The sequence below is a fragment of the Clostridioides sp. GD02377 genome, assembly GCF_045899875.1.
Lineage (GTDB): Bacteria > Bacillota > Clostridia > Peptostreptococcales > Peptostreptococcaceae > Clostridioides > Clostridioides difficile_A.
In genome coordinates this window covers 25,658-46,431 of the sequence record NZ_JBJODA010000019.1, presented here as the reverse complement: position 1 = coordinate 46,431, position 20,774 = coordinate 25,658, and the positions used below count along the sequence as shown (strand labels likewise).

Sequence of the window (20,774 nt, the reverse complement as noted above, 5' to 3'; positions counted from 1 at the left end):
GGTGAAAGTATGTTAAAAAAATTAGAGGTATTGGAAGATACATATAAAGACTTAAGTGAAAAAATAGGTGACCCTGATATAATAAATGATCAAAAAGTTTGGCAAAAGTATATAAAAGAACACGCTGACTTAGAGCCTATTGTTATGAAATACAGAGAGTATAAAAATGTTTTAGATAGTATAAAAGAATCAAAAGAAATTTTACAAGAAGAGTCAGATGAAGAATTAAGAGAATTAGCTAAAATGGAGTTAGCTGAGATGGAAGAAAAAGTAGAACCTCTAGAGGACGAAATAAAAATATTATTATTACCTAAAGACCCTAATGACGACAAGAACGTTATAGTTGAAATTAGAGGTGGAGCTGGAGGAGATGAAGCAGCTCTATTTGCAGGTGATTTATTTAGAATGTACTCAAGATATGCTGAGAGAAGAAGATGGAAAATAGAATTATTAAGTGCAAGTGATACTGGAGTTGGTGGATATAAAGAAGTATCTTTTATGATAAAAGGTAAAGGAGCATACTCAAGATTAAAGTATGAGTCTGGAGTTCATAGAGTTCAAAGAATACCATCAACTGAATCTGGTGGAAGAATACACACATCAACTTCTACTGTTGCTGTATTACCAGAAGTTGAAGATGTAGAAGTTGAAATAAATCCAAATGATTTAAGAATAGATGTTTTCCGTTCTTCAGGTAATGGAGGGCAAAGTGTCAACACTACTGACTCTGCAGTTAGGGTAACTCATATACCTACAGGTGAAGTAGTATCTTGTCAGGATGGAAAATCACAATTAAAAAATAAAGAGCAAGCTTTAAAAATATTAAAAGCTAGACTTTACGATAAAGCATTGGCAGAACAACACAAAGATATAGCAGCGGAAAGAAAGAGCCAGGTTGGAACAGGAGATAGGTCAGAAAGAATAAGAACATATAATTTCCCTCAAGGTAGAATAAGTGACCATAGAATAAATTTAACTTTATATAAGCTAGATGCGTTCTTAGATGGAGATATAGATGAAATGATAGATGCTTTAATTACTGTTGACCAAACAGAGAAAATGACTGCAATATAAGTAATGTTTTAAAGAAGCTGTTTCTTTCTAGAAATTATTTTCTATTTTGAAACAGCTATTTTGCATTTTAGGTCATGTTATCATATTCTACTGTATATAATTGTTATATACAAGTATAGGAGGGTTATATGATACTAAAAGTAACAATGATTGGGCTTTTGGCAGGTGTTATAGGGACAGGATTAGGAGGAGTAATATCGGCTATTTTTAAAAGAGAGGTTGATAAATATCTAAATTTCTTTATGGGATTATCTGGCGGAATAATGTTAGCTGTAGTGGTATTTGACTTGATGAAAGAATCAATGGACAAAATGGGTATACTCAATACAGTTATATTTACATTTGTTGGGGCTCTCATAACTATGTACATAAAAACAAAATTAGATGTGTCTGGAAGTATGACATCTGGGTATCTTATATTCATAAGTATATTACTACATAATTTACCAGAGGGGTTAGCAATAGGTTCTTCTTTCATGTCAACTGAAAGCTTAGGTATCACTCTTGCTATAGTTATAGGTCTACATAATATACCAGAAGGATTAGCTATGGCATTGGGTTTAGTTTGCAATAAAATGAAACTAGGCAAGGTAATTTTATTTACTTTGATAGCTGGACTACCTATGGGTCTAGGAAGTTTTTTAGGTGCTTATTTCGGAGGGGCATTTACGTCCCTTATAGGTGTATTTCTTGCTACAGCAGGAGGTACAATGATGTATGTTGTATTGGAAGAAATTTTCCCGCATTCAAAAAGTGTGTATTGTATAATTGGTTTTTTGGTAGGTACAATAATTGTAAACTATATATAAAATTAAAATGAAAGCAGGCATACAAAAGATGAAAACTATTATAAGTAGTATTGATATAAATAATATTGATTATGAAGAAATAAAAATACAAGCAAAACTTCTTAGAGAAGGTAAAACAGTTATCTTTCCAACTGAGACAGTATATGGGCTAGGTGCAAATGCATTAGATGAAAATGCAGTAAAAAAGATTTATGAAGCTAAAGGAAGACCTAGTGATAATCCGCTAATAGTTCATATATATGAAAAAGAAGAAGTATATGATTTAGCTAAAGATGTAAGTGATAAAGCTAAACTTGTTATAGAAAAGCTTTGGCCAGGGCCTATAACAATAATATTAAATAAGAAAGATATAATTCCATATAGAACTAGCGGGGGGCTTGATACAGTTGCAATAAGAATGCCTTCTAATGTTATTGCCAGGGCAATAATAAAAGAAGCTGGCGTACCTATTGCAGCTCCTTCTGCAAACATATCTGGTAGACCATCTCCAACAAAAGCAAAACATGTATATGAAGAAATGAATGGAAGAGTAGATGGAATAGTTTTGGGTGGAGATAGTAATTTTGGATTAGAGTCAACTGTATTAGATTTGACAGAAGAAACTCCAATGATATTGAGACCAGGAAGTATCACTAAAGAAGTTTTGGAAGAACTTCTTGGTGAAGTAAAGCTTGACCCATCATTAAGTAAAAAAGAAGACAATCAAAAAGCTAAAGCTCCTGGAATGAAGTATAAACACTATTCTCCAAATGCAGATGTATATATTATATCTGGAAAAAGAGAAAATGTAGCAACAAAGATTAATGATATGATAAAATCTAATAAAGAGAAAGGCCTAAAAACAGGCGTAATGTGTATTAGTAGAAATAGAGAGTTTTATGATGGAGAAGTAATAGATTTAGGAAGCACTCTTGAAGAAGTTGCCAGTAATCTGTTTGATGCTCTTATAGAAATGGATAAAAAGGGTATTGATGTCATATATTCAGAGGAGTTCCCTAAAACTGGCGTTGGACAAGCCATTATGAATAGATTACTTAAGTCAGCAGGATACAAAGTAATAAAGGCTTAAAAGGGAGTTGTAAAATATGAATATACTTATTGTATGTACAGGGAATACTTGTAGAAGCCCTATGGCTGAAGCTATATTAAAGAAGGCAATTGAAGAATCTGGAAGAAATATTGAAGAATATTGTATATCATCAGCAGGTATATCAACAGTAGATGGTATGAATGCTTCTAAACATTCTATAGAAGCAGTAAAAGAATTAGGTATAGACTTATCAAATCATAGAAGTAAAGTAATTACTAAGGAATTAATTGATAACTCAGATATAATACTAACAATGACTAAATCTCATAAAGAAATTTTAGTACAAGCAGTTCCAAAATGCAAAGAAAAAGTGTATACTTTTAAAGGGTTTGTAAATAAGAGTGAGTTAGATATATCTGACCCATTTGGTGGAAATTTAGATACTTATAAAGATACTATGAAAGAAATAATATATTCTGTCAACGAAATAGTAAAAAAAATATGAAGTGGAGGATAAACAAATGAAGATAGGATTAGGTTGTGACCATGGAGGATATAATTTAAAAAAAGAAATAATAAGCTATTTAGAAGGTAAAGGGATAGAATGTGTGGATTATGGAACTAATAATGCTACAGATTCTGTTGATTATCCTGTTTATGGAGAAGTAGTTGCAAATGCAGTTGTAGATAAAGAAGTAGATTATGGAATATTATGTTGTGGTACAGGTATAGGAATATCTTTAGCTGCAAATAAGGTTCCTGGAATAAGATGTGCAGTTGTATCAGATGTATTTTCTGCAAAAATGTCAAAAGCACATAATGATGCAAATATGTTGTCATTAGGTGAAAGAGTTTTAGGAAAAGGTCTAGCACTTGAAATAGTTGAGGCATGGATTAACACAGATTTTGAAGGTGATAGACATGCTAGAAGAGTAAATATGATTAAATCAATAGAAGAAAAACATAATAAATAATAAAAATTACAGTTTTATCAGGAGGAATTATCAAAATGAGTAAAGTGGTAGAGACAAACCATCCATTAATACAACATAAATTAACTTTAATGAGAGATAAAAATACTGGTTCTAAGGATTTTAGAGAACTTTTAACTGAGATTGCAATGTTAATGGGATATGAAATAACAAAAGATATACCATTAAAAGATGTAGAAATAGAAACTCCTATTCAAAAAACATCATCTAAAGTAGTTGCGGGTAAAAAATTAGCAATAATTCCAATTTTAAGAGCAGGTCTTGGGATGGTAGATGGATTAGTAAGTTTAATGCCAGCAGCAAAAGTTGGGCATGTGGGACTATATAGAGACCCAGAAACATTAAAACCAGTTGAATACTATTGTAAACTTCCTCAAGATATAGGAGAAAGAGATATAATAGTAGTTGACCCTATGCTTGCAACAGGAGGGTCTGCTGTAGCAGCCATAGATTTACTTAAATCTAAAGGAGCTAAAAGTATAAAATTAGCTAATTTAGTAGCTGCACCAGAAGGTATAGCAGAAGTACAAAAATATCATGATGATGTTGATATATATGTTGCATCAATTGATGAAAAATTGAATGAACATGGATATATAATTCCTGGTCTTGGTGATGCTGGAGATAGATTATTTGGAACTAAATAAAAATAAATAACCATAAATATTTCTCGGGGCCTTCTTATGTAATGTATAATTTTATGTAAGAAGGTTCCTTTTTATATATTTTTCTCAAAATAGTAATTCTTGAATTGATAAATTTCTCGAATTGAGAATAAAAAGTTTTTACCAATTAAAAAAGAATGGCTATTTTACAGGAATCTACAAAATATTAATGTTTTTCAATATGGCATGTTAGTTGCTTACAATTAAATTGATGTGTATTAAATTAGAAATAAAGTATGAAGGATATTATTAGGAGTGATAATACATGAAAAATTGTATAGTGGTAAGAGGAGCAGGAGATTTAGCGACAGCAGTTATTCATAAATTACACAATAGTGGTTTTAAAGTGATTGCTCTAGAAATAGAAGAACCATTAGCCATAAGAAGACAAATTTCTTTTTGTGAAGCTGTTTATGAAAAAAAGGTGATTGTTGAAGGTGTAGAGTGCATACTTTGTAATACTGAAAAAGAAATAGAAGAGACATTGTCTCAAGATAAAGTAGCATTGATTATAGACCCAAAAGGAGAAATGCTATCAAAAATAAATCCAATTGTTTTGGTTGATGGGATATTAGCTAAGAAAAACTTAGGTACAACTAAAGATATGGCGCCACTTACAATAGCTTTAGGACCTGGCTTTTGTGCAGGTGAAGATGTAGACATTGTTATAGAAACAATGAGAGGTCATAATCTAGGAAGAATAATAACTGATGGAAGAGCAGAAAAAAATACTGGAATACCAGGTGCAATAAAAGGTTTCGCTAAAGAAAGGGTAATGCATTCACAGCATGCTGGTATAATGGAAAATGTATGTAAGATAGGCGATATAGTTGAAAAAGGAGACTTACTTTGTTATATTAATGATTATGAAAAAAAGCATGAAGTTAGAGCAACAATACCAGGGGTGCTTAGAGGATTATTAAAAGATGGAGCAAAGGTAAATAAAAATTTAAAAATACTAGACATAGACCCTAGAAAAGAAGAAGTTAAGAATGCTTTTACAATATCAGATAAAGCTAGATGCATAGCTGGAGGGGTTTTAGAAGCCATATTAAACAATGGAATCTATCCAAAAAATTAATTTATATTAGATAGGGCTATTAATATTTTGTTAAGATGATATAATAAATTTAATAGATTAAAGAGAGCATATAACGGGTATTTAAAATTTAAATGGTAAAAATGCTCTTTTTTTATTGGACATTCAATTAACATGTGTATATAATATAAAAATAAGTATTTATTTAGCTTGAAATCTAATAAATATATAAGACCAGTACATAAGCAAAGAGGAGAAAAGTAAATTATGAGACCATCATGGGATGAATACTTCATGGAAATTGCAGAAGTAGTGAAAAAGCGTTCAACTTGTATTAGAAGACAAGTAGGTGCTGTCATTGTAAGGGACAAACAAATATTAACAACTGGATATAATGGCTCTCCAAGAAATCTTGAACACTGTGAAAATATTGGATGTAAAAGGCAGGAATTGAATATTCCTTCAGGAGAAAGACATGAATTGTGTAGAGCATTACATGCTGAACAAAATGCCATAATACAAGCAGCTCATAATGGTATTAGTGTAGATGGAGCAACTTTGTATGTTACTACAAGGCCTTGTGTTTTGTGTGCAAAAATGTGCATAAATGCAGGTATATTAAAAATTGTTTATGAAGGTGATTATCCAGATGACATGTCTACAGAATTGCTAAAAGAAGCAGGAATAGAGCTTATAAAATTTTAGTGAATAGTAATGACATGACAATAAAAGTCAAATTATGACAATGGAATAATATGGTTAAAAGAAAGTGTTTGAAAAATCATCAGATTAGTAGTAAGATATATTTTATAATTAAATAAATTTATGATATAGATTAATTAATTGTTATTTATTTTGTAATAATGAGGGATACTATTTATGAGTAAAAGAAATACACATATGGAAATTGCAAAGTTGTTTAGTTTAATAAGCCAAATAGGATTGATGATTGTAATATCAATATTAGGATGTACTTTCTTAGGAAAATTTTTAGATAGTAAATTAAATACTAGTCCAGTTCTGACAATAATATTTTTATTGTTAGGCGTTGGAGGAGCTTTCAGTGGTGTTTATAAAACTCTAATAGTATATACACGAAGGAAGTGATATATTGGATATAAAATTACTTAACCAAGTAAGGTCAGTAACAAAGGGTATAGTAATATTTGATGTAATTTTAATTGTGCTAATGTTGATAACATCAACATTAAGTAAGCCATTATTATTAGGACTTATATTTGGCTCTATAATAGCTATGTTAAATTTTAGATTATTGGCAATATCACTGGAAAAATCAGTGACATTTCCTGCTGGAAAGGCACAAGCTTATGCATCAGCACAATATACCATTAGGTTATTTATAATGGCAGTTGTTCTAATTGCTTCAGCTAAAGTACCACATTTAAATATAATCGGAACAGCATTAGGATTATTGAGTACAAAGTTTGTCATATTATCAAAAAACTTTATAAATAAATTAAAGAGGAAGGAGGCATAAGTATGAGTCAAGCGCATTATTATCTCATAGGAAACTTTAAAATTAGTGAAACAATACTAGTGAGTTGGGGAATAATGGCCTTTTTAGCGATAGCATCTTATTTCTTGACTAGAAACTTAAAAAAAGTTCCAACTAGTAAAATCCAAATATTTTTGGAGTTTGCAATAGGTGGTCTTGCTAAAATGGTTACAAATGTTATGGGTAAAAACACAATAAAAAGAATGCCATATATGATACCATACATAGGAAGTTTGTTTTTATTTTTCGCATGCTCAAATTTAAGTCCATTACTTGGATTAAGATCACCAACAACCGACTTAGATACAACTGCTGCATGGGCAATGATTACATTTTTTATGATTTATTTTGCAGGAGTTAAATTTAAGGGATTATCGTACTTTAAAGAATTGGCTCAACCACTTCCTGTAATGTTACCAATCAATATTATAGGTGAGTTAGCCAGACCAATATCATTAAGTTTCCGTCCATTTGGGAATATTTTAGGTGGAACAATTATAATGGGTCTATTTTATCAACTTTTAGGTTTTATATCTAGTTTAATACCAGGATTATCAATACCAATTGGACAGATACTAATACCAGTACCATTGCACTTGTATTTTGACTTATTTGCAGGATTGTTACAAGCATATATATTCATAATGTTAACAATGGTGTTTATATCAAGTGCAGGAGAATTAGATTAAGAAATCAACTTATATTAAGATAAAAATAAAATAATTTAAAAAATTAAAGTTTTAAGGAGGAAATAATTATGGAAACAGCAATAGTAGCGGCAGCATCAGCAATAGGTGCAGGAATAGCAGTTGCAACAGGTATAGGTGCAGGAATAGGTCAAGGTGTAGCAGCAGGTAAAGCAGCAGAAGCAGTAGGGAACCAACCAGAAGCTAAAGGTGATATAACTTCAACTTTATTACTAGGTGTTGCTATAGCAGAGTCTTCAGCAATATATGGTTTGGTTGTATCAATAATACTTCTATTCGTAAATCCATTCTTTAAATACTTAGGAATGTAGATTTAGTCCTTAAATATTTTGAGATAGGTTTATAGGTAAATCATCTCAAACTTATAATCATGAGAAGAGTTTTTTCTTCTCGTGATTATAAGTAGTTATGATTTATGGAAAGGAGGATAATTATGGAGAAAGCACTAGTAGGTATAACATGGGAATTTGTGTTCCAAATTGTTAATACTTTTATAATATTTTTACTTCTGAGAAAGCTTTTATTTAAGCCAGTATTAAATATAATTGAATCAAGAGAAAATGATATTAAAAACGATCTGGCAGAAGGCGAAAAAGCAAAAAATGAAGGTTTAGCTCTGAAAAAAGAATATGAGTCAAAAATCAATTTTGCTAAAGATGAAGGTCAAGAAATCATAAAACAAGCAACTATAAGAGCAGAACAGAAATCAGATGATATAGTAAATACTGCAAAGAAAGATGCTCTTGATATAAAAGAGAAAGCAAGTAAAGATGTAGAACAAGAAAGACAAAAGGTTATAAATGAAATTAAGAGTGATATATCTAATATAGCACTACTTGCAGCATCTAAGGTCATTGAAAAAGATTTAGATAAATCTAAACATGAAGAATTGATAGAAAACTTTATAAAAGAGGTAGGGGAAGCTAAATGATAAATGTAATAGCCAACAGATATGCTGAAGCCCTATTTCAATTAGGAGAAGAAGAAAATTCAACTGATTTATTGTTCAAAGAATTAGAAAAAGTAGTAGATATGATGACTAAAGTTAGTAAAGATTTCTACAAAGTTTTAAAATCACCATTAGTTTCAAAATCAGAAAAGAAAAACTTGGTAGAAATTATTTTTAGTAAGGAAGTAAGTTCCAACATAAAAAACTTTTTGAAAGTTTTGGTAGACAAAGATAGGATATCATATTTAGAAGATATAGAATTAGCTTATAAAGAGTTATTAAATAAGAAAAACAATGTGATTGCTGGTGTAGCAATAAGTGCTATTCCAATGAGTGAAACAGATATTAAAGAACTTGAAGTTAAACTTTCAAGTAAATACAATAAAAATGTTACTATAGAAAATGTAGTTGACAAGACTATACTAGGGGGAGTTCTAGTTAGACTTGGAAATGAACAGATAGATGGCACTGTAAAAACTCGTCTAGATAAGATGAAAGAAAAGCTATCTGAAGTAATATCTTAAGAATGGCGGTGAACCCATGAACTTAAAACCTGAAGAAATAAGTTCTATAATTAAGCAGCAAATAAAAAATTATGAGAATAAAGTTGAGTTAACAGATACAGGGAGTGTTTTAACAGTTGGGGATGGTATAGCGAGTGTATATGGATTAGAGAAAGCTATGTCTGGTGAGTTACTAGAGTTCCCAGGTGAAATATATGGTATGGCACTTAACTTAGAAGAAGAAGTAGTTGGAGCTGTTATACTTGGTGATGACAGTGAAATAAAAGAAGGCGATATAGTTAAGAGAACTGGAAGAATAGTTGAAGTTCCAGTTGGAGAAGCTTTAATGGGTAGGGTTGTAAATTCTCTAGGTCAACCAATAGATGGAAAAGGGCCTATAGCATATACAAAAACTAGACCAGTTGAATCTGAAGCACCTGGTATAATAGATAGAAGGTCTGTTTATGAACCATTACAAACGGGAATCAAATCAATAGATTCAATGATACCAATTGGTAGAGGTCAAAGGGAGTTAATAATAGGTGACAGACAAACTGGTAAAACATCTATAGTTATTGACACTATATTAAATCAAAAAGGAAAAGATGTTATATGTATATATGTAGCAATTGGGCAAAAACGTTCTACTGTAGCTCAATTGGTTAATTCACTAGAAAAAGGTGGAGCTTTAGACTATACAATAGTAGTTTCAGCAACAGCATCTGAATCAGCGCCACTTCAATATATAGCGCCATATGCTGGAGCAGCAATGGGTGAAGAGTTTATGTACAATGGAAAACATGTACTTATAGTATATGATGATTTAAGTAAACAAGCCGTTGCATATAGAGAAATGTCATTATTACTTAGAAGACCACCAGGACGTGAGGCATATCCTGGAGATGTATTCTATTTACATTCAAGATTACTTGAAAGAGCAGCTAAGTTATCAGATGAATTAGGTGGAGGTTCAATGACTGCTTTACCTATAATAGAAACTCAAGCTGGTGACGTTTCTGCGTATATACCAACAAACGTTATATCTATAACAGATGGTCAAATATACTTACAACCAGAATTGTTCTATTCAGGTGTAAGACCAGCAGTTGACCCTGGTATATCAGTATCGAGGGTTGGTGGTTCTGCGCAAATTAAAGCAATGAAAAAAGTTGCAGGTACATTAAAACTTGCATATTCACAATATAGAGAACTTGCAGCATTCTCACAATTTGGTTCTGACTTGGATGAAGATACTAAAAAGAGACTTGCTCAAGGTGAAAGAATAGTTGAGATATTAAAACAAGGTGAGCATCAACCAATAAAAGTTGAAAATCAGGTTATGATAATATACGCTGTTATAAATAATCATCTAGAGGATATTCCAATAGATAATATAGCTAGATTTGAATCAGAATTGTATGCATTTGTAGATAATAATTATCCAGAAATATCAAGAAAAATATTAGGTGGAGATGACTTCACTCATGATTTAACAGATGCAATAAATGAATTTAAAGAAAAGTTTGTTGTTGAAGTATAATCCTTTTTAAAAAAGGAGGTAAATTAATTGGCAGGAGCTGGAATTAAAGCAATCAAAATACGTATGGGAACTGTTGAAAGTACAAAACAAATAACTAAAGCTATGGAACTAGTTGCATCTTCTAAGCTTAGAAAGGCAAAAGAAAAAGCTGAAGATTCAAGAGAATACTTTAATACTTTGTACGATACAGTAAAAGATATTGCCCAAACAACACGTGGAGTTAGAAATGAATTTTTAAAAGAAAGAGAAGTAAAGAATAAGTGCTATATAGTAGTAGCTGGAGATAGAGGTCTTGCTGGTGGATACAATTCCAATGTGTTAAAGGAATCTGTATCTCATATGCAAGGTAAAAAGGAAACAGTTATAACTGTAGGAAAGAAAGCTCATGAATTCTTTTCTAAAAGAGATTACAATATAGCAAAAGATATAAATAGTGTGGAAGCTTGTGGATATGAAGATGCGATAGAAATTTCACAAACTATTATCGACCTGTATAAAAAAGGTGAAGTAGATGAAGTTTATATTTCTTATACAAAATTTAAATCAGCTTTATCACAAGAAGTTGAAATTTTAAAATTGCTTCCATTAGTTTTTGAGAAAGATACAGATGACCATGGAATTGTAATAAAAGAAGAAAAGCAAAGTAAATCAAAAGTACAATATATACCATCAGCAGAGGCAGTTTTGAGTTATATAGTACCTCAATTTATATCAGGTACAGTATATGGTGGAATTTTGGAATCTTTTGCGTCAGAGCAAGGTGCTAGAAGAACTGCGATGGAATCAGCCACAGACAATGCGAATGAAATGCTATCTAATTTAGAGTTAAGTTATAACAGAGCAAGACAGTCAGCTGTAACTCAAGAAATAACAGAGATAGTTGGTGGAGTTGAAGCTCTAAAATAGGGAGGTTAGGAAATGGCAAATGTAGGTAAAGTAGTACAGATTGTAGGAGCTGTACTAGATGTTAAGTTTGATAGTGAACAAAGCCTACCTAACTTATTAAATGCGTTAGTAATAAAGTTAGGAGATAAAGAAATAGTTGCAGAAGTTGCTCAACATATAGGTGATGATACTGTAAGATGTATATCTATGAGTGCGACAGATGGACTTGTAAGAGGTATGGAAGTTGTAGATACAGGTGGACCAATAAGTGTTCCTGTTGGAGACGAGACTTTAGGTAGAATATTTAATGTTCTTGGAAAACCAGTTGATGGAAAACCAGCTCCAAAATCTGCACCTAAATTACCTATACATAGACCAGCACCAGCATATGATGAACTAGAAACTACAGCTGAAATACTGGAAACAGGTATTAAAGTAGTTGACTTACTAGCACCATATCTAAAAGGTGGAAAAATAGGTCTATTTGGAGGAGCAGGAGTAGGAAAAACAGTTTTAATACAAGAACTTATAAATAATATCGCTAAGCAACATGGTGGTATTTCTGTATTCTCAGGGGTAGGAGAAAGAACAAGAGAAGGTAATGACCTTTATGGAGAGATGAGTGAATCTGGAGTTATAAATAAAACTGCTCTAGTATTTGGTCAGATGAATGAGCCACCAGGAGCAAGAATGAGAGTTGCTTTAACTGGACTTACAATGGCAGAGCATTTTAGAGATGAGCAAGGACAAGACGTTTTACTTTTCGTTGATAATATATTCCGTTTCACACAAGCTGGTTCAGAAGTCTCAGCACTTCTAGGACGTATGCCATCAGCTGTTGGTTATCAGCCAACATTAGCTACTGAAATGGGTGCGCTTCAAGAGAGAATAACATCAACTAAAAAAGGTTCAATAACATCTGTTCAAGCAGTATATGTACCAGCGGATGACTTAACTGACCCAGCACCAGCTACAACATTCTCTCACTTAGATGCAAAAACAGTTTTATCTAGACAAATATCATCATTGGGTATATATCCAGCAGTTGACCCTCTTGAATCTACATCAAGAATTCTTGACCCTAATATAGTAGGAAAAGAACATTATGAAGTAGCTAGAGGTGTACAATCAATACTTCAAAGATATAAAGAACTTCAAGATATAATCGCTATACTTGGTATGGATGAATTATCTGATGAAGATAAGTTAATAGTTGCACGTGCTAGAAAGATACAAAGATTCTTATCTCAATCATTTACAGTTGCTGAGCAATTTACAGGAAATCCAGGTCAATATGTTCCTGTTAAAGAGACTGTAAGAGGATTTAAAGAGATTCTTGAAGGTAAACATGATGACTTACCAGAGTCAGCATTCTTGTTTGTAGGAACAATAGAAGATGCTGTTAAAAAAGCGAAGGGAAGTATGTAGTCATGGCCAGTGAATTTTCATTGAAAGTTGTAACTCCAGATAATACTTTTTATGATGGAGACGTTGAAATGATAGTAGTTAGAACTACAAAAGGAGACAAAGGAGTATTGAAAGGTCATATACCATTTGTTTCAGGTATACCTGTAGGAACTTTAAAGATAAAAAAAGATGGAAGTTTTAAAGAAGCAAAAATAGCAGAAGGATTTGTTAACGTAGCTCAGAATAAAACTGTTATATTAACAGAATCTGCTGAATGGATTTAATAAATTAATTTATAATCTGAAAAGTCATTTTGACCAAAAAAATATTTTGGATAAAATGACTTTTTTGTTTTTTGGTGTTAATAAAATAACAAAAAAATTGTAAATTTTTAGTGATAATAAATTCACAAAAAGTTTGAATTTACTGCAAAATTATGTTGTAATTCAGAATATAAAGAAGGTTTAGCTAGGTTTTATGTAAATGAAAACATCTTCATATAATAAATATATATAAAATTTTTATAAAATTTAAAAAATTTGCTTAGTTGTGTAGTATAATAAATAATATAATAGATTTGTATATAATATTCATTACAAATAATTTTAAAAGTTACAATTTTATTATAATGATTATTAAATTAAGATAAGTAACATAAACTAAATAATAATATGTATTATCAATAGTAAATTTATAAATTCATTATTAATATTTAAAGAAGCATTATAAATTTTCTGGAGGAACAATGAATATATTTGATATTGGTGTAGACATAATTGAAATTGACAGAATAAGAAAAGCTGTAGAAAAAAATAACAGGTTTTTGGAAAAAATATTTACTGATAAAGAAATTGAATATTTTAATTCTAAGAATTTTAAAGCAGAAAGTATAGCAGGTAATTTCGCAGCTAAGGAAGCTATAAGTAAATCTATGGGTACAGGAATTAGAGTATTTAACTTTAAAGACATAGAAGTTCTCAGAAATGAAATGGGAAAACCAATAGTAAAAACTTATAATAATCTCGCAAAAATGTGCATAGATTATAATGTTTTAGAAATAAAAGTTTCAATATCACATTCAAAAGATTATGCTATAGCAAATGCGATAACCATAATTAAGGACTAAGGAGTGATTACATTATGATGGATAAAACAGCAAAAGAAATAATGACAACAGATGTAATAGTAGCAAAACAAGATGATAGTATAGCAGATGTAGCTAATATGCTAATTGCAGAAAAAATAGGAGGTCTGCCAGTTGTAGATTCAGAAAACAGAGTGGTTGGAGTGATTTCTGAAACAGATATTCTTAAAAAAGAAAAATATATAGAAGCACCTCTCTATATAAATCTATTACAAGGATTGATTTTCTTAGATGATTTAAAAAAAGTAGAAAAAGATATAAAACAGGTGGCTGCTTATAAAGTTGGAGAACTTATGTCTAAAGATATAATAAAGGTTCATGAAGATGATAAGTTTGATGATGTAGCTAATGTAATGATTAAAAAATCAATAAACAGAGTTCCTGTGGTAGATGATGACAATAAACTTAAAGGTATAATTTGTAGATATGATATAATAAAAGCTTTATACAATGAATAAACTAGAGTAGGAGGTGTGATGTGAGAAAAAAGTGGACCATAGTATGTATTATGTTTTTGGCACTGGTTATAATTGTAATAGGATGCCAAAAGCGACAGTCCACTAAAGAAGAAGTATACAAAGACTTTCAAAAGCAGATTTCTGATATGAATTCTTACAGTTGTAAAGCTGAAGTAGAAGTATTTGGAAATAAAAGCCCACACAATTATGTTTTAATTCATACTTATAAAAAAACTGATAACTATAAATTAGAAGTAATTTCCCCAAAACATTTAAAAGGGAAGAGTATAGAGTATCAAGGTGATAAAATATTAGTTAAAAATCCAAATATCAGTGATATAGTGGAATTGCCTAATACAGGAAAGAACAATCAATATCTTTTTATAGGAGACTTTATAAAAAACTATCTTCAAAACGAAGAGATGAAAATAAAGTTATCCAAAGGACATTTGGTTCTAGAAACTTTTATTCCTGGGGATAATAAATATTTTAATAAGCAAGTATTATATGTAAATGCTGACACAAAGAACCCTGAAAAAATGGAAGTATTAGATAAAGAAGGCGTGCCGAGATTTACAGTAAAATACAATGATTTTGAATACAGAAACTAAGGGGGACTAAAGAAATGCAAAAAATAACAGTGCCTACATGGGCAGAGATAAATCTAGATAACTTAAGATTTAACTTAAATAATATTAAAAATTTATTAGAAGAAGATATTAAGGTTTGTGGAGTAATAAAAGCTGATGCATATGGACATGGTGCAGTAGAAGTTGCAAAATTGCTAGAAAAAGAAAAAGTAGATTATTTAGCAGTAGCAAGAACTGCTGAAGGAATCGAACTTAGACAAAATGGCATAACACTTCCTATTTTGAACTTAGGATATACTCCAGACGAAGCTTTCGAAGATTCTATAAAAAATAAAATAACTATGACAGTTTATTCTTTAGAAACAGCACAAAAGATAAACGAGGTTGCAAAATCTTTAGGAGAAAAAGCCTGTGTTCACATTAAAATAGACTCAGGAATGACTAGAATAGGTTTCCAACCTAATGAAGAGTCAGTACAGGAAATAATAAAATTAAATAAATTAGAATATATAAATTTAGAAGGTATGTTTACTCATTTCGCTACAGCTGATGAAGTAAGTAAAGAGTACACTTATAAACAAGCTAATAATTATAAATTTATGTCTGATAAGTTGGACGAAGCTGGTGTAAAAATAGCTATAAAACATGTATCAAACAGTGCAGCTATTATGGATTGCCCTGATTTAAGATTAAATATGGTAAGAGCAGGAATAATATTATATGGTCATTATCCATCTGAGGATGTATTTAAAGAAAGATTAGAATTAAGACCAGCAATGAAATTAAAATCAAAAATCGGACATATAAAACAAGTTGAACTAGGTGTAGGAATAAGTTATGGACTAAAGTATACAACTACTGGTAAAGAAACAATCGCTACAGTTCCAATAGGATATGCAGATGGATTTACTAGAATTCAAAAAAATCCAAAGGTTCTTATTAAAGGAGAAGTGTTTGATGTAGTTGGTAGAATTTGTATGGATCAAATAATGGTTAGAATTGACAAAGATATAGACATAAAAGTTGGAGATGAGGTTATACTATTTGGAGAAGGTGAAGTTACAGCTGAGCGTATAGCCCAAGACTTAGGAACTATAAACTATGAAGTGTTATGTATGATATCAAGAAGAGTTGACCGTGTTTATATGGAAAATAATGAGCTTGTACAAATAAACAGTTATTTGCTAAAATAAAACCATGATATTATAATCTGGGAGGCGATTTTGTGTACGATAAAAGTAAAGAAAAAATAGAAGTTACTTTACCAGACTCTCTGATTTCTGAAGTTGATAGTATAGTTCAGATGGAGAACAGTAACAGAGAAGATTTTGCAAAAGCTGCTTTTCAGTTCTATATAACTCAGAAAAAGAGAATTCATATTAAAGAATCTATGAAAACGGGTTATAGAGAAATGGGTCAAATTAATCTGTCATTGGCTGAGTTAGGTATGACAGTTGAAGAAGTATCTTCTGATGATAAAAATGAAGGGAAGATTGCCCAAGGTGAGTACTAATTGTGAAATAAAGCGTGGTGATTTATATTACGCTGATTTAAGTCCAGTTGTTGGCTCAGAGCAGGGAGGCGTTAGACCTGTTCTGATAATACAAAATGATGTAGGTAATAAATATAGTCCTACAGTTATAGTATCAGCTATAACATCTCAGATTAATAAAGCCAAACTACCTACTCATGTAGAGATAAGTTCCAATGAATATGGGCTTAATAAAGACTCAGTAATTCTTTTAGAGCAAATTAGAACTATTGATAAAAAGAGACTGAGGGAGAAAATTGGTTGTCTAGATGAAAATATGATGATAAAAGTAGACGATGGACTTCAAATAAGTTTAGGATTGTTTACTTTTTAAAGAGGGGTTTGTCTTTTATTAGACAATCCCTTTTTTCTTTGGAAATATCTTTTAGTATTTAATTTTGGTAGCATGTATTAAGAAAATCAAAAATAACGCAAAAAAATAGCATAAAAGTGATATAATAATATGGAATTGATATAAAATTACGAACTCAAGGGAGGTAATTGCATGAGAGACCATAAAGGATTAAATGAGATTGCGCGTATCATAAGAAGAGATATAGTTTCCATGATACATAGAGCCAAATCTGGACATCCAGGAGGGTCATTATCAGTAGTTGAAATACTTACTGCGTTATACTTTGATGAAATGAATGTGGATTATTCAAATCCTAAAATGGAGGATAGAGATAGATTTGTATTATCAAAAGGACATGCTGCACCAGCATTATATGCTACATTGGCTGAAAAAGGCTATTTTGATAAGGAAGAACTTGATGGTCTAAGGAAAATTGGAAGAATGTTACAAGGTCATCCAGATATGAAAGGTACGCCTGGTATAGAGATATCTACAGGTTCTCTAGGGCAAGGTTTTTCAGTTGCGTGTGGTATGGCGATGGCATCAAAACTTGATAATGCACCATGGAACGTATATACTTTACTTGGTGATGGAGAAGTTCAAGAGGGTATTGTTTGGGAAGCTGCTATGAGTGCTGCACACTATAAGCTTGATAATTTAATTGCTTTTTTAGATAATAATGGGCTTCAAATAGACGGAGATACAGAAAGTGTAATGAATTTAGGTTCAATAGTTGATAAATTTAAAGCTTTTGGATGGAATGTAATTGAAATAGATGGACATGATTTTGACCAAATATTTGCTGCTCTTGACATAGCTAAATCAACAGTTAAAAAACCTACAATGATAATTGCAAAAACTATAAAAGGCAAAGGAATATCTTTTATGGAAAATCAAGCAGGATGGCACGGAACAGCTCCAAGTGATGAAGAGTTAGAAAAAGCCTTGCTTGAACTAGGAGGTGCTGACAATGAGTAAAATGGCGACGAGAGAGGCATATGGTAAAGCATTAGTAAAGCTAGGTCAAATAAATGACAATGTTGTTGTGTTAGATGCAGACTTATCAAAATCTACAAAGACACACAACTTCTATAAATCATTTCCAGATAGATTTTTTAATATGGGTATAGCAGAACAAAACCTAATAGGTGCTGCTTGTGGATTGTCAACTGCTGGCAAAATACCTTTTGCAAGTACTTTTGCTATGTTTGCTACAGGAAGAGCTTTTGAGATTATAAGAAATTCAGTTTGCTATCCAAAACTAAATGTAAAAATTTGTGCTACTCATGCAGGTCTTACTGTTGGAGAAGATGGAGCATCTCATGAAAGTGTAGAGGATATTGCTATAATGAGAGCTATACCAAATATGACAGTTCTTGTTCCAGCTGATGGTGTTGAAACAGAAAAAATGATTTTTGAAGTAGCTAAGTATAATGGTCCTGTTTATGTTAGATTAGGAAGAAGCTCAGTACCAATTTTATTTGATGAAAACTATGAGTTTGAAATAGGAAAAGGTACAGTTTTAAGAGATGGAAATGATGTGTCTATTATAGCTTGTGGAATTATGGTAAATGAGGCTATACTGGCACAAGAAAAGTTGCAAGAAGAGGGTATAAGTGCTAGGGTCATAAATATGTCTACAATAAAACCTATAGATAAGGATTTAATATTAAAAACAGCAAAAGAAACAAATGCCATAGTAACTGTAGAGGAACACAGTATAATTGGAGGGTTAGGTTCTGCTGTAAGTGAAGTAGTTGGAGAGTCTTATCCAACTATAGTAAAAAAAGTTGGAGTTAAAGATTCATTTGGAGAATCTGGTGCTCCAAATGAATTGTTAAAAAAATATGAATTAACTTGTGATGATATAATAAAAGCTGTCAAAGAAGCCATTCTTGCAAAAAGAATTTAAGACATATAAATTATTCATATTTGTTAATAATATAGTATATTTGAAGGAGAGATATAAAGGTCTGTATTAATTTATATCTCTCTTTTTTATACATGATATCAATATATCAAAAATGTAATAAAATATTCAAATTTTTACAAAAATAGAGAAAATATTCAAATATATATTGACTATTCAGAAAAATATGACTAATATATAGTTTATAGGGAAATTAATTTTATATATAAAAGCTACTTAGACAAAAAAGAATTTAATAAATCTTATGGAGGGAGGTATACTGTATAAAAGATATATTATAAGTTTTAAGTTATTATACTAAAAAGCTCTAAAACAGTTATCATGTATTTTATGTTAAAGGAAATTATAGGTAGTTTATCGAATTGTTTAAGCAGATGAAAAATTTCACGTGGGGAGGTAACTGAGATATGTCAGAAAAGGTAAACGTTAAAACAGTCATAAGTTTCGCAGGAGCTTATGTAGCAACAGTAATAGGTTCTGGATTTGCAACAGGACAGGAAATAATGCAATTTTTCACTTTTTATGGTTTCGCAGGAGTTATTGGTGGGATAATTTCAATGGTATTATTCTCATGGATGGGTGCTTCAGTTATGTCAAAAGGTAAAGAACTTCAACTTAAAGAACCTATCAAAATTTATCGTGTTTATTGTGGTAAGTATTTAGGAATATTCTTTGAGTGGTTTGGACCATTATTCTTATTTGGTGTTTTCGTAGTAATGATTTCAGGAGCAGGAGCAACTTTAACTGAGTACTATGGATTAAATCCATTTGTAGGTAGAGTTGGTATGGCAGTAGTAGCATTATTAACTGTTTCACTAGGTCTTGATAAATTATCAAAGATACTAGGTGGAATAGGACCTATAATAATAATCTTTACACTTTTAGTTGGTGGTATAAGTTTAGCTAATAATATAGGTAATATAGGTCAAGCAGCAGAGGTTCTTAGTACTGTAGAGATAACTAAACCAGTGCCAAACGCATACCTATCTGGTTTAATATACACTACTTATAATACAATCGTTGTCATGGCATTCTTAACAGGATTAGGAGCAAGTGCTGCTAATAAAAAAGAAGCTGTTTGTGGTGGTATATTAGGTGGGGTAGCACTTATGGCAGCAGCTATAATGATGCACTTAGCTATTCTTTCTGATATAGGAAATCTATATTCAAAAGCAATACCTTCATTATTCTTAGCTGATAAGATTTCACCAATAGTTGGAGTTTTATTCTCAATAATTCTTATATTAGGTATATATACAACAGCTGTACCTCTATTATGGTCAGTAACTAATAGATTTGTTGATGATAATCATCCTAAGTTTAAAATAATAACATTAATAACAGCTATATTAGGTCTTATAGGTGGATTCTTACCATTTGACAAGTTGGTTGGTATTTTATATCCATACACTGGATATATGGGCGTCATAATACTGGTCTGTGTTCTTTATAGACAGATTACAAAGACATCTGGATATCAAGAAGGCGTTAGTGATAAATAAACATTTTAAGATTGAAAATCAAAGAGCTATATTAAAACAATTAAATTGTTTTAATATAGCTCTTTTTATTTTATGTGTTATAAAATGTTTAGAATATGTTTTTTAATAGTATTACATATATTTATAATTATGGATAAACGTATTCTAA

Annotated in this window: 27 protein-coding genes; all 27 read left to right on the top strand. The window is 31.0% G+C overall.

The window, feature by feature from the left end:
- Window positions 1-9 precede the first annotated feature (9 nt).
- The 27 genes from prfA to Q3304_RS16140 all read left to right on the top strand — a co-directional run bounded on the left by prfA (window position 10) and on the right by Q3304_RS16140 (window position 20,626).
- Window positions 10-1,074: a peptide chain release factor 1 gene (prfA, locus tag Q3304_RS16270; RefSeq protein ID WP_054271923.1), complete on the top strand. Its 1,065-nt coding sequence runs from the start codon at window positions 10-12 to the stop codon at window positions 1,072-1,074.
- Between the two features lie 128 nt (window positions 1,075-1,202).
- Window positions 1,203-1,883, top strand: coding sequence for a ZIP family metal transporter (locus tag Q3304_RS16265; protein WP_054277734.1), 681 nt, complete (start codon window positions 1,203-1,205; stop codon window positions 1,881-1,883).
- 28 nt (window positions 1,884-1,911) lie between these two features.
- Window positions 1,912-2,952 (top strand): L-threonylcarbamoyladenylate synthase, encoded by a 1,041-nt coding sequence (locus tag Q3304_RS16260; protein WP_054271921.1) that lies wholly within the window; start codon window positions 1,912-1,914, stop codon window positions 2,950-2,952.
- Between the two features lie 16 nt (window positions 2,953-2,968).
- Entirely contained in the window at window positions 2,969-3,418 is a 450-nt protein-coding gene (locus Q3304_RS16255) for a low molecular weight protein arginine phosphatase (protein ID WP_054277733.1), read from the top strand.
- A gap of 16 nt (window positions 3,419-3,434) precedes the next feature.
- A complete protein-coding gene (gene rpiB, locus Q3304_RS16250) occupies window positions 3,435-3,887 on the top strand; it encodes a ribose 5-phosphate isomerase B (protein ID WP_054271919.1) in 453 nt (150 codons plus the stop codon).
- A gap of 35 nt (window positions 3,888-3,922) precedes the next feature.
- Window positions 3,923-4,552, top strand: coding sequence for a uracil phosphoribosyltransferase (gene upp / locus Q3304_RS16245; protein WP_054271918.1), 630 nt, complete (start codon window positions 3,923-3,925; stop codon window positions 4,550-4,552).
- Between the two features lie 283 nt (window positions 4,553-4,835).
- A complete protein-coding gene (gene yqeB / locus Q3304_RS16240; RefSeq protein WP_167639872.1) occupies window positions 4,836-5,651 on the top strand; it encodes a selenium-dependent molybdenum cofactor biosynthesis protein YqeB in 816 nt (271 codons plus the stop codon).
- Between the two features lie 225 nt (window positions 5,652-5,876).
- The gene (locus Q3304_RS16235; RefSeq protein WP_003421374.1) at window positions 5,877-6,314 is read left to right on the top strand and encodes a cytidine/deoxycytidylate deaminase family protein; all 438 of its coding nucleotides are present in this window, start codon (window positions 5,877-5,879) and stop codon (window positions 6,312-6,314) included.
- Between the two features lie 174 nt (window positions 6,315-6,488).
- On the top strand, window positions 6,489-6,716 hold the full coding sequence (locus tag Q3304_RS16230; protein WP_021386436.1) for an AtpZ/AtpI family protein: 228 nt from the start codon (window positions 6,489-6,491) through the stop codon (window positions 6,714-6,716).
- A gap of 4 nt (window positions 6,717-6,720) precedes the next feature.
- Entirely contained in the window at window positions 6,721-7,107 is a 387-nt protein-coding gene (locus tag Q3304_RS16225; protein ID WP_054271916.1) for an ATP synthase subunit I, read from the top strand.
- Window positions 7,108-7,109: 2 nt separating this feature from the next.
- On the top strand, window positions 7,110-7,814 hold the full coding sequence (gene atpB, locus Q3304_RS16220; protein ID WP_407814552.1) for a F0F1 ATP synthase subunit A: 705 nt from the start codon (window positions 7,110-7,112) through the stop codon (window positions 7,812-7,814).
- Between the two features lie 68 nt (window positions 7,815-7,882).
- Entirely contained in the window at window positions 7,883-8,143 is a 261-nt protein-coding gene (atpE, locus tag Q3304_RS16215; RefSeq protein WP_021386434.1) for an ATP synthase F0 subunit C, read from the top strand.
- A 122-nt stretch (window positions 8,144-8,265) separates the two neighbouring features.
- Window positions 8,266-8,763, top strand: coding sequence for a F0F1 ATP synthase subunit B (gene atpF, locus Q3304_RS16210; RefSeq protein WP_054271914.1), 498 nt, complete (start codon window positions 8,266-8,268; stop codon window positions 8,761-8,763).
- The gene (locus Q3304_RS16205) at window positions 8,760-9,305 is read left to right on the top strand and encodes a F0F1 ATP synthase subunit delta (protein WP_054277731.1); all 546 of its coding nucleotides are present in this window, start codon (window positions 8,760-8,762) and stop codon (window positions 9,303-9,305) included. Before atpF ends, Q3304_RS16205 begins: the two co-directional genes overlap by 4 nt.
- Before the next feature lie 16 nt (window positions 9,306-9,321).
- On the top strand, window positions 9,322-10,824 hold the full coding sequence (atpA, locus tag Q3304_RS16200; protein ID WP_054271912.1) for a F0F1 ATP synthase subunit alpha: 1,503 nt from the start codon (window positions 9,322-9,324) through the stop codon (window positions 10,822-10,824).
- Between the two features lie 27 nt (window positions 10,825-10,851).
- Window positions 10,852-11,730, top strand: coding sequence for an ATP synthase F1 subunit gamma (gene atpG / locus Q3304_RS16195; protein WP_407814550.1), 879 nt, complete (start codon window positions 10,852-10,854; stop codon window positions 11,728-11,730).
- A gap of 12 nt (window positions 11,731-11,742) precedes the next feature.
- Window positions 11,743-13,137: a F0F1 ATP synthase subunit beta gene (gene atpD, locus Q3304_RS16190; RefSeq protein WP_021386424.1), complete on the top strand. Its 1,395-nt coding sequence runs from the start codon at window positions 11,743-11,745 to the stop codon at window positions 13,135-13,137.
- Window positions 13,138-13,139: 2 nt separating this feature from the next.
- The gene (gene atpC, locus Q3304_RS16185) at window positions 13,140-13,400 is read left to right on the top strand and encodes an ATP synthase F1 subunit epsilon (RefSeq protein WP_054271910.1); all 261 of its coding nucleotides are present in this window, start codon (window positions 13,140-13,142) and stop codon (window positions 13,398-13,400) included.
- 461 nt (window positions 13,401-13,861) lie between these two features.
- Window positions 13,862-14,242: a holo-ACP synthase gene (gene acpS / locus Q3304_RS16180; protein ID WP_054271909.1), complete on the top strand. Its 381-nt coding sequence runs from the start codon at window positions 13,862-13,864 to the stop codon at window positions 14,240-14,242.
- 14 nt (window positions 14,243-14,256) lie between these two features.
- Complete coding sequence (locus Q3304_RS16175) at window positions 14,257-14,718, top strand: CBS domain-containing protein (RefSeq protein ID WP_021386374.1); 462 nt, start codon at window positions 14,257-14,259, stop codon at window positions 14,716-14,718.
- A 20-nt stretch (window positions 14,719-14,738) separates the two neighbouring features.
- Window positions 14,739-15,329: a germination lipoprotein GerS gene (gene gerS, locus Q3304_RS16170; RefSeq protein WP_054271908.1), complete on the top strand. Its 591-nt coding sequence runs from the start codon at window positions 14,739-14,741 to the stop codon at window positions 15,327-15,329.
- Between the two features lie 14 nt (window positions 15,330-15,343).
- Window positions 15,344-16,501 carry an alanine racemase gene (gene alr, locus Q3304_RS16165; protein ID WP_407814882.1) on the top strand — a complete coding sequence of 386 codons (1,158 nt, stop codon included), beginning with the start codon at window positions 15,344-15,346 and terminating at the stop codon, window positions 16,499-16,501.
- Between the two features lie 32 nt (window positions 16,502-16,533).
- The gene (locus Q3304_RS16160; RefSeq protein WP_054271906.1) at window positions 16,534-16,821 is read left to right on the top strand and encodes a ribbon-helix-helix protein, CopG family; all 288 of its coding nucleotides are present in this window, start codon (window positions 16,534-16,536) and stop codon (window positions 16,819-16,821) included.
- Window positions 16,790-17,173 (top strand): type II toxin-antitoxin system PemK/MazF family toxin, encoded by a 384-nt coding sequence (locus Q3304_RS16155; protein ID WP_003421356.1) that lies wholly within the window; start codon window positions 16,790-16,792, stop codon window positions 17,171-17,173. Before Q3304_RS16160 ends, Q3304_RS16155 begins: the two co-directional genes overlap by 32 nt.
- Before the next feature lie 171 nt (window positions 17,174-17,344).
- Window positions 17,345-18,172, top strand: a complete 828-nt coding sequence (locus Q3304_RS16150) for a transketolase (RefSeq protein ID WP_054271905.1) — start codon at window positions 17,345-17,347, stop codon at window positions 18,170-18,172.
- Window positions 18,165-19,106 carry a transketolase family protein gene (locus Q3304_RS16145; RefSeq protein WP_407814883.1) on the top strand — a complete coding sequence of 314 codons (942 nt, stop codon included), beginning with the start codon at window positions 18,165-18,167 and terminating at the stop codon, window positions 19,104-19,106. The genes Q3304_RS16150 and Q3304_RS16145 overlap by 8 nt, the downstream gene beginning before the upstream one ends.
- A 425-nt stretch (window positions 19,107-19,531) precedes the next feature.
- On the top strand, window positions 19,532-20,626 hold the full coding sequence (locus tag Q3304_RS16140; RefSeq protein WP_407814884.1) for a hypothetical protein: 1,095 nt from the start codon (window positions 19,532-19,534) through the stop codon (window positions 20,624-20,626).
- Window positions 20,627-20,774: the final 148 nt, after the last annotated feature.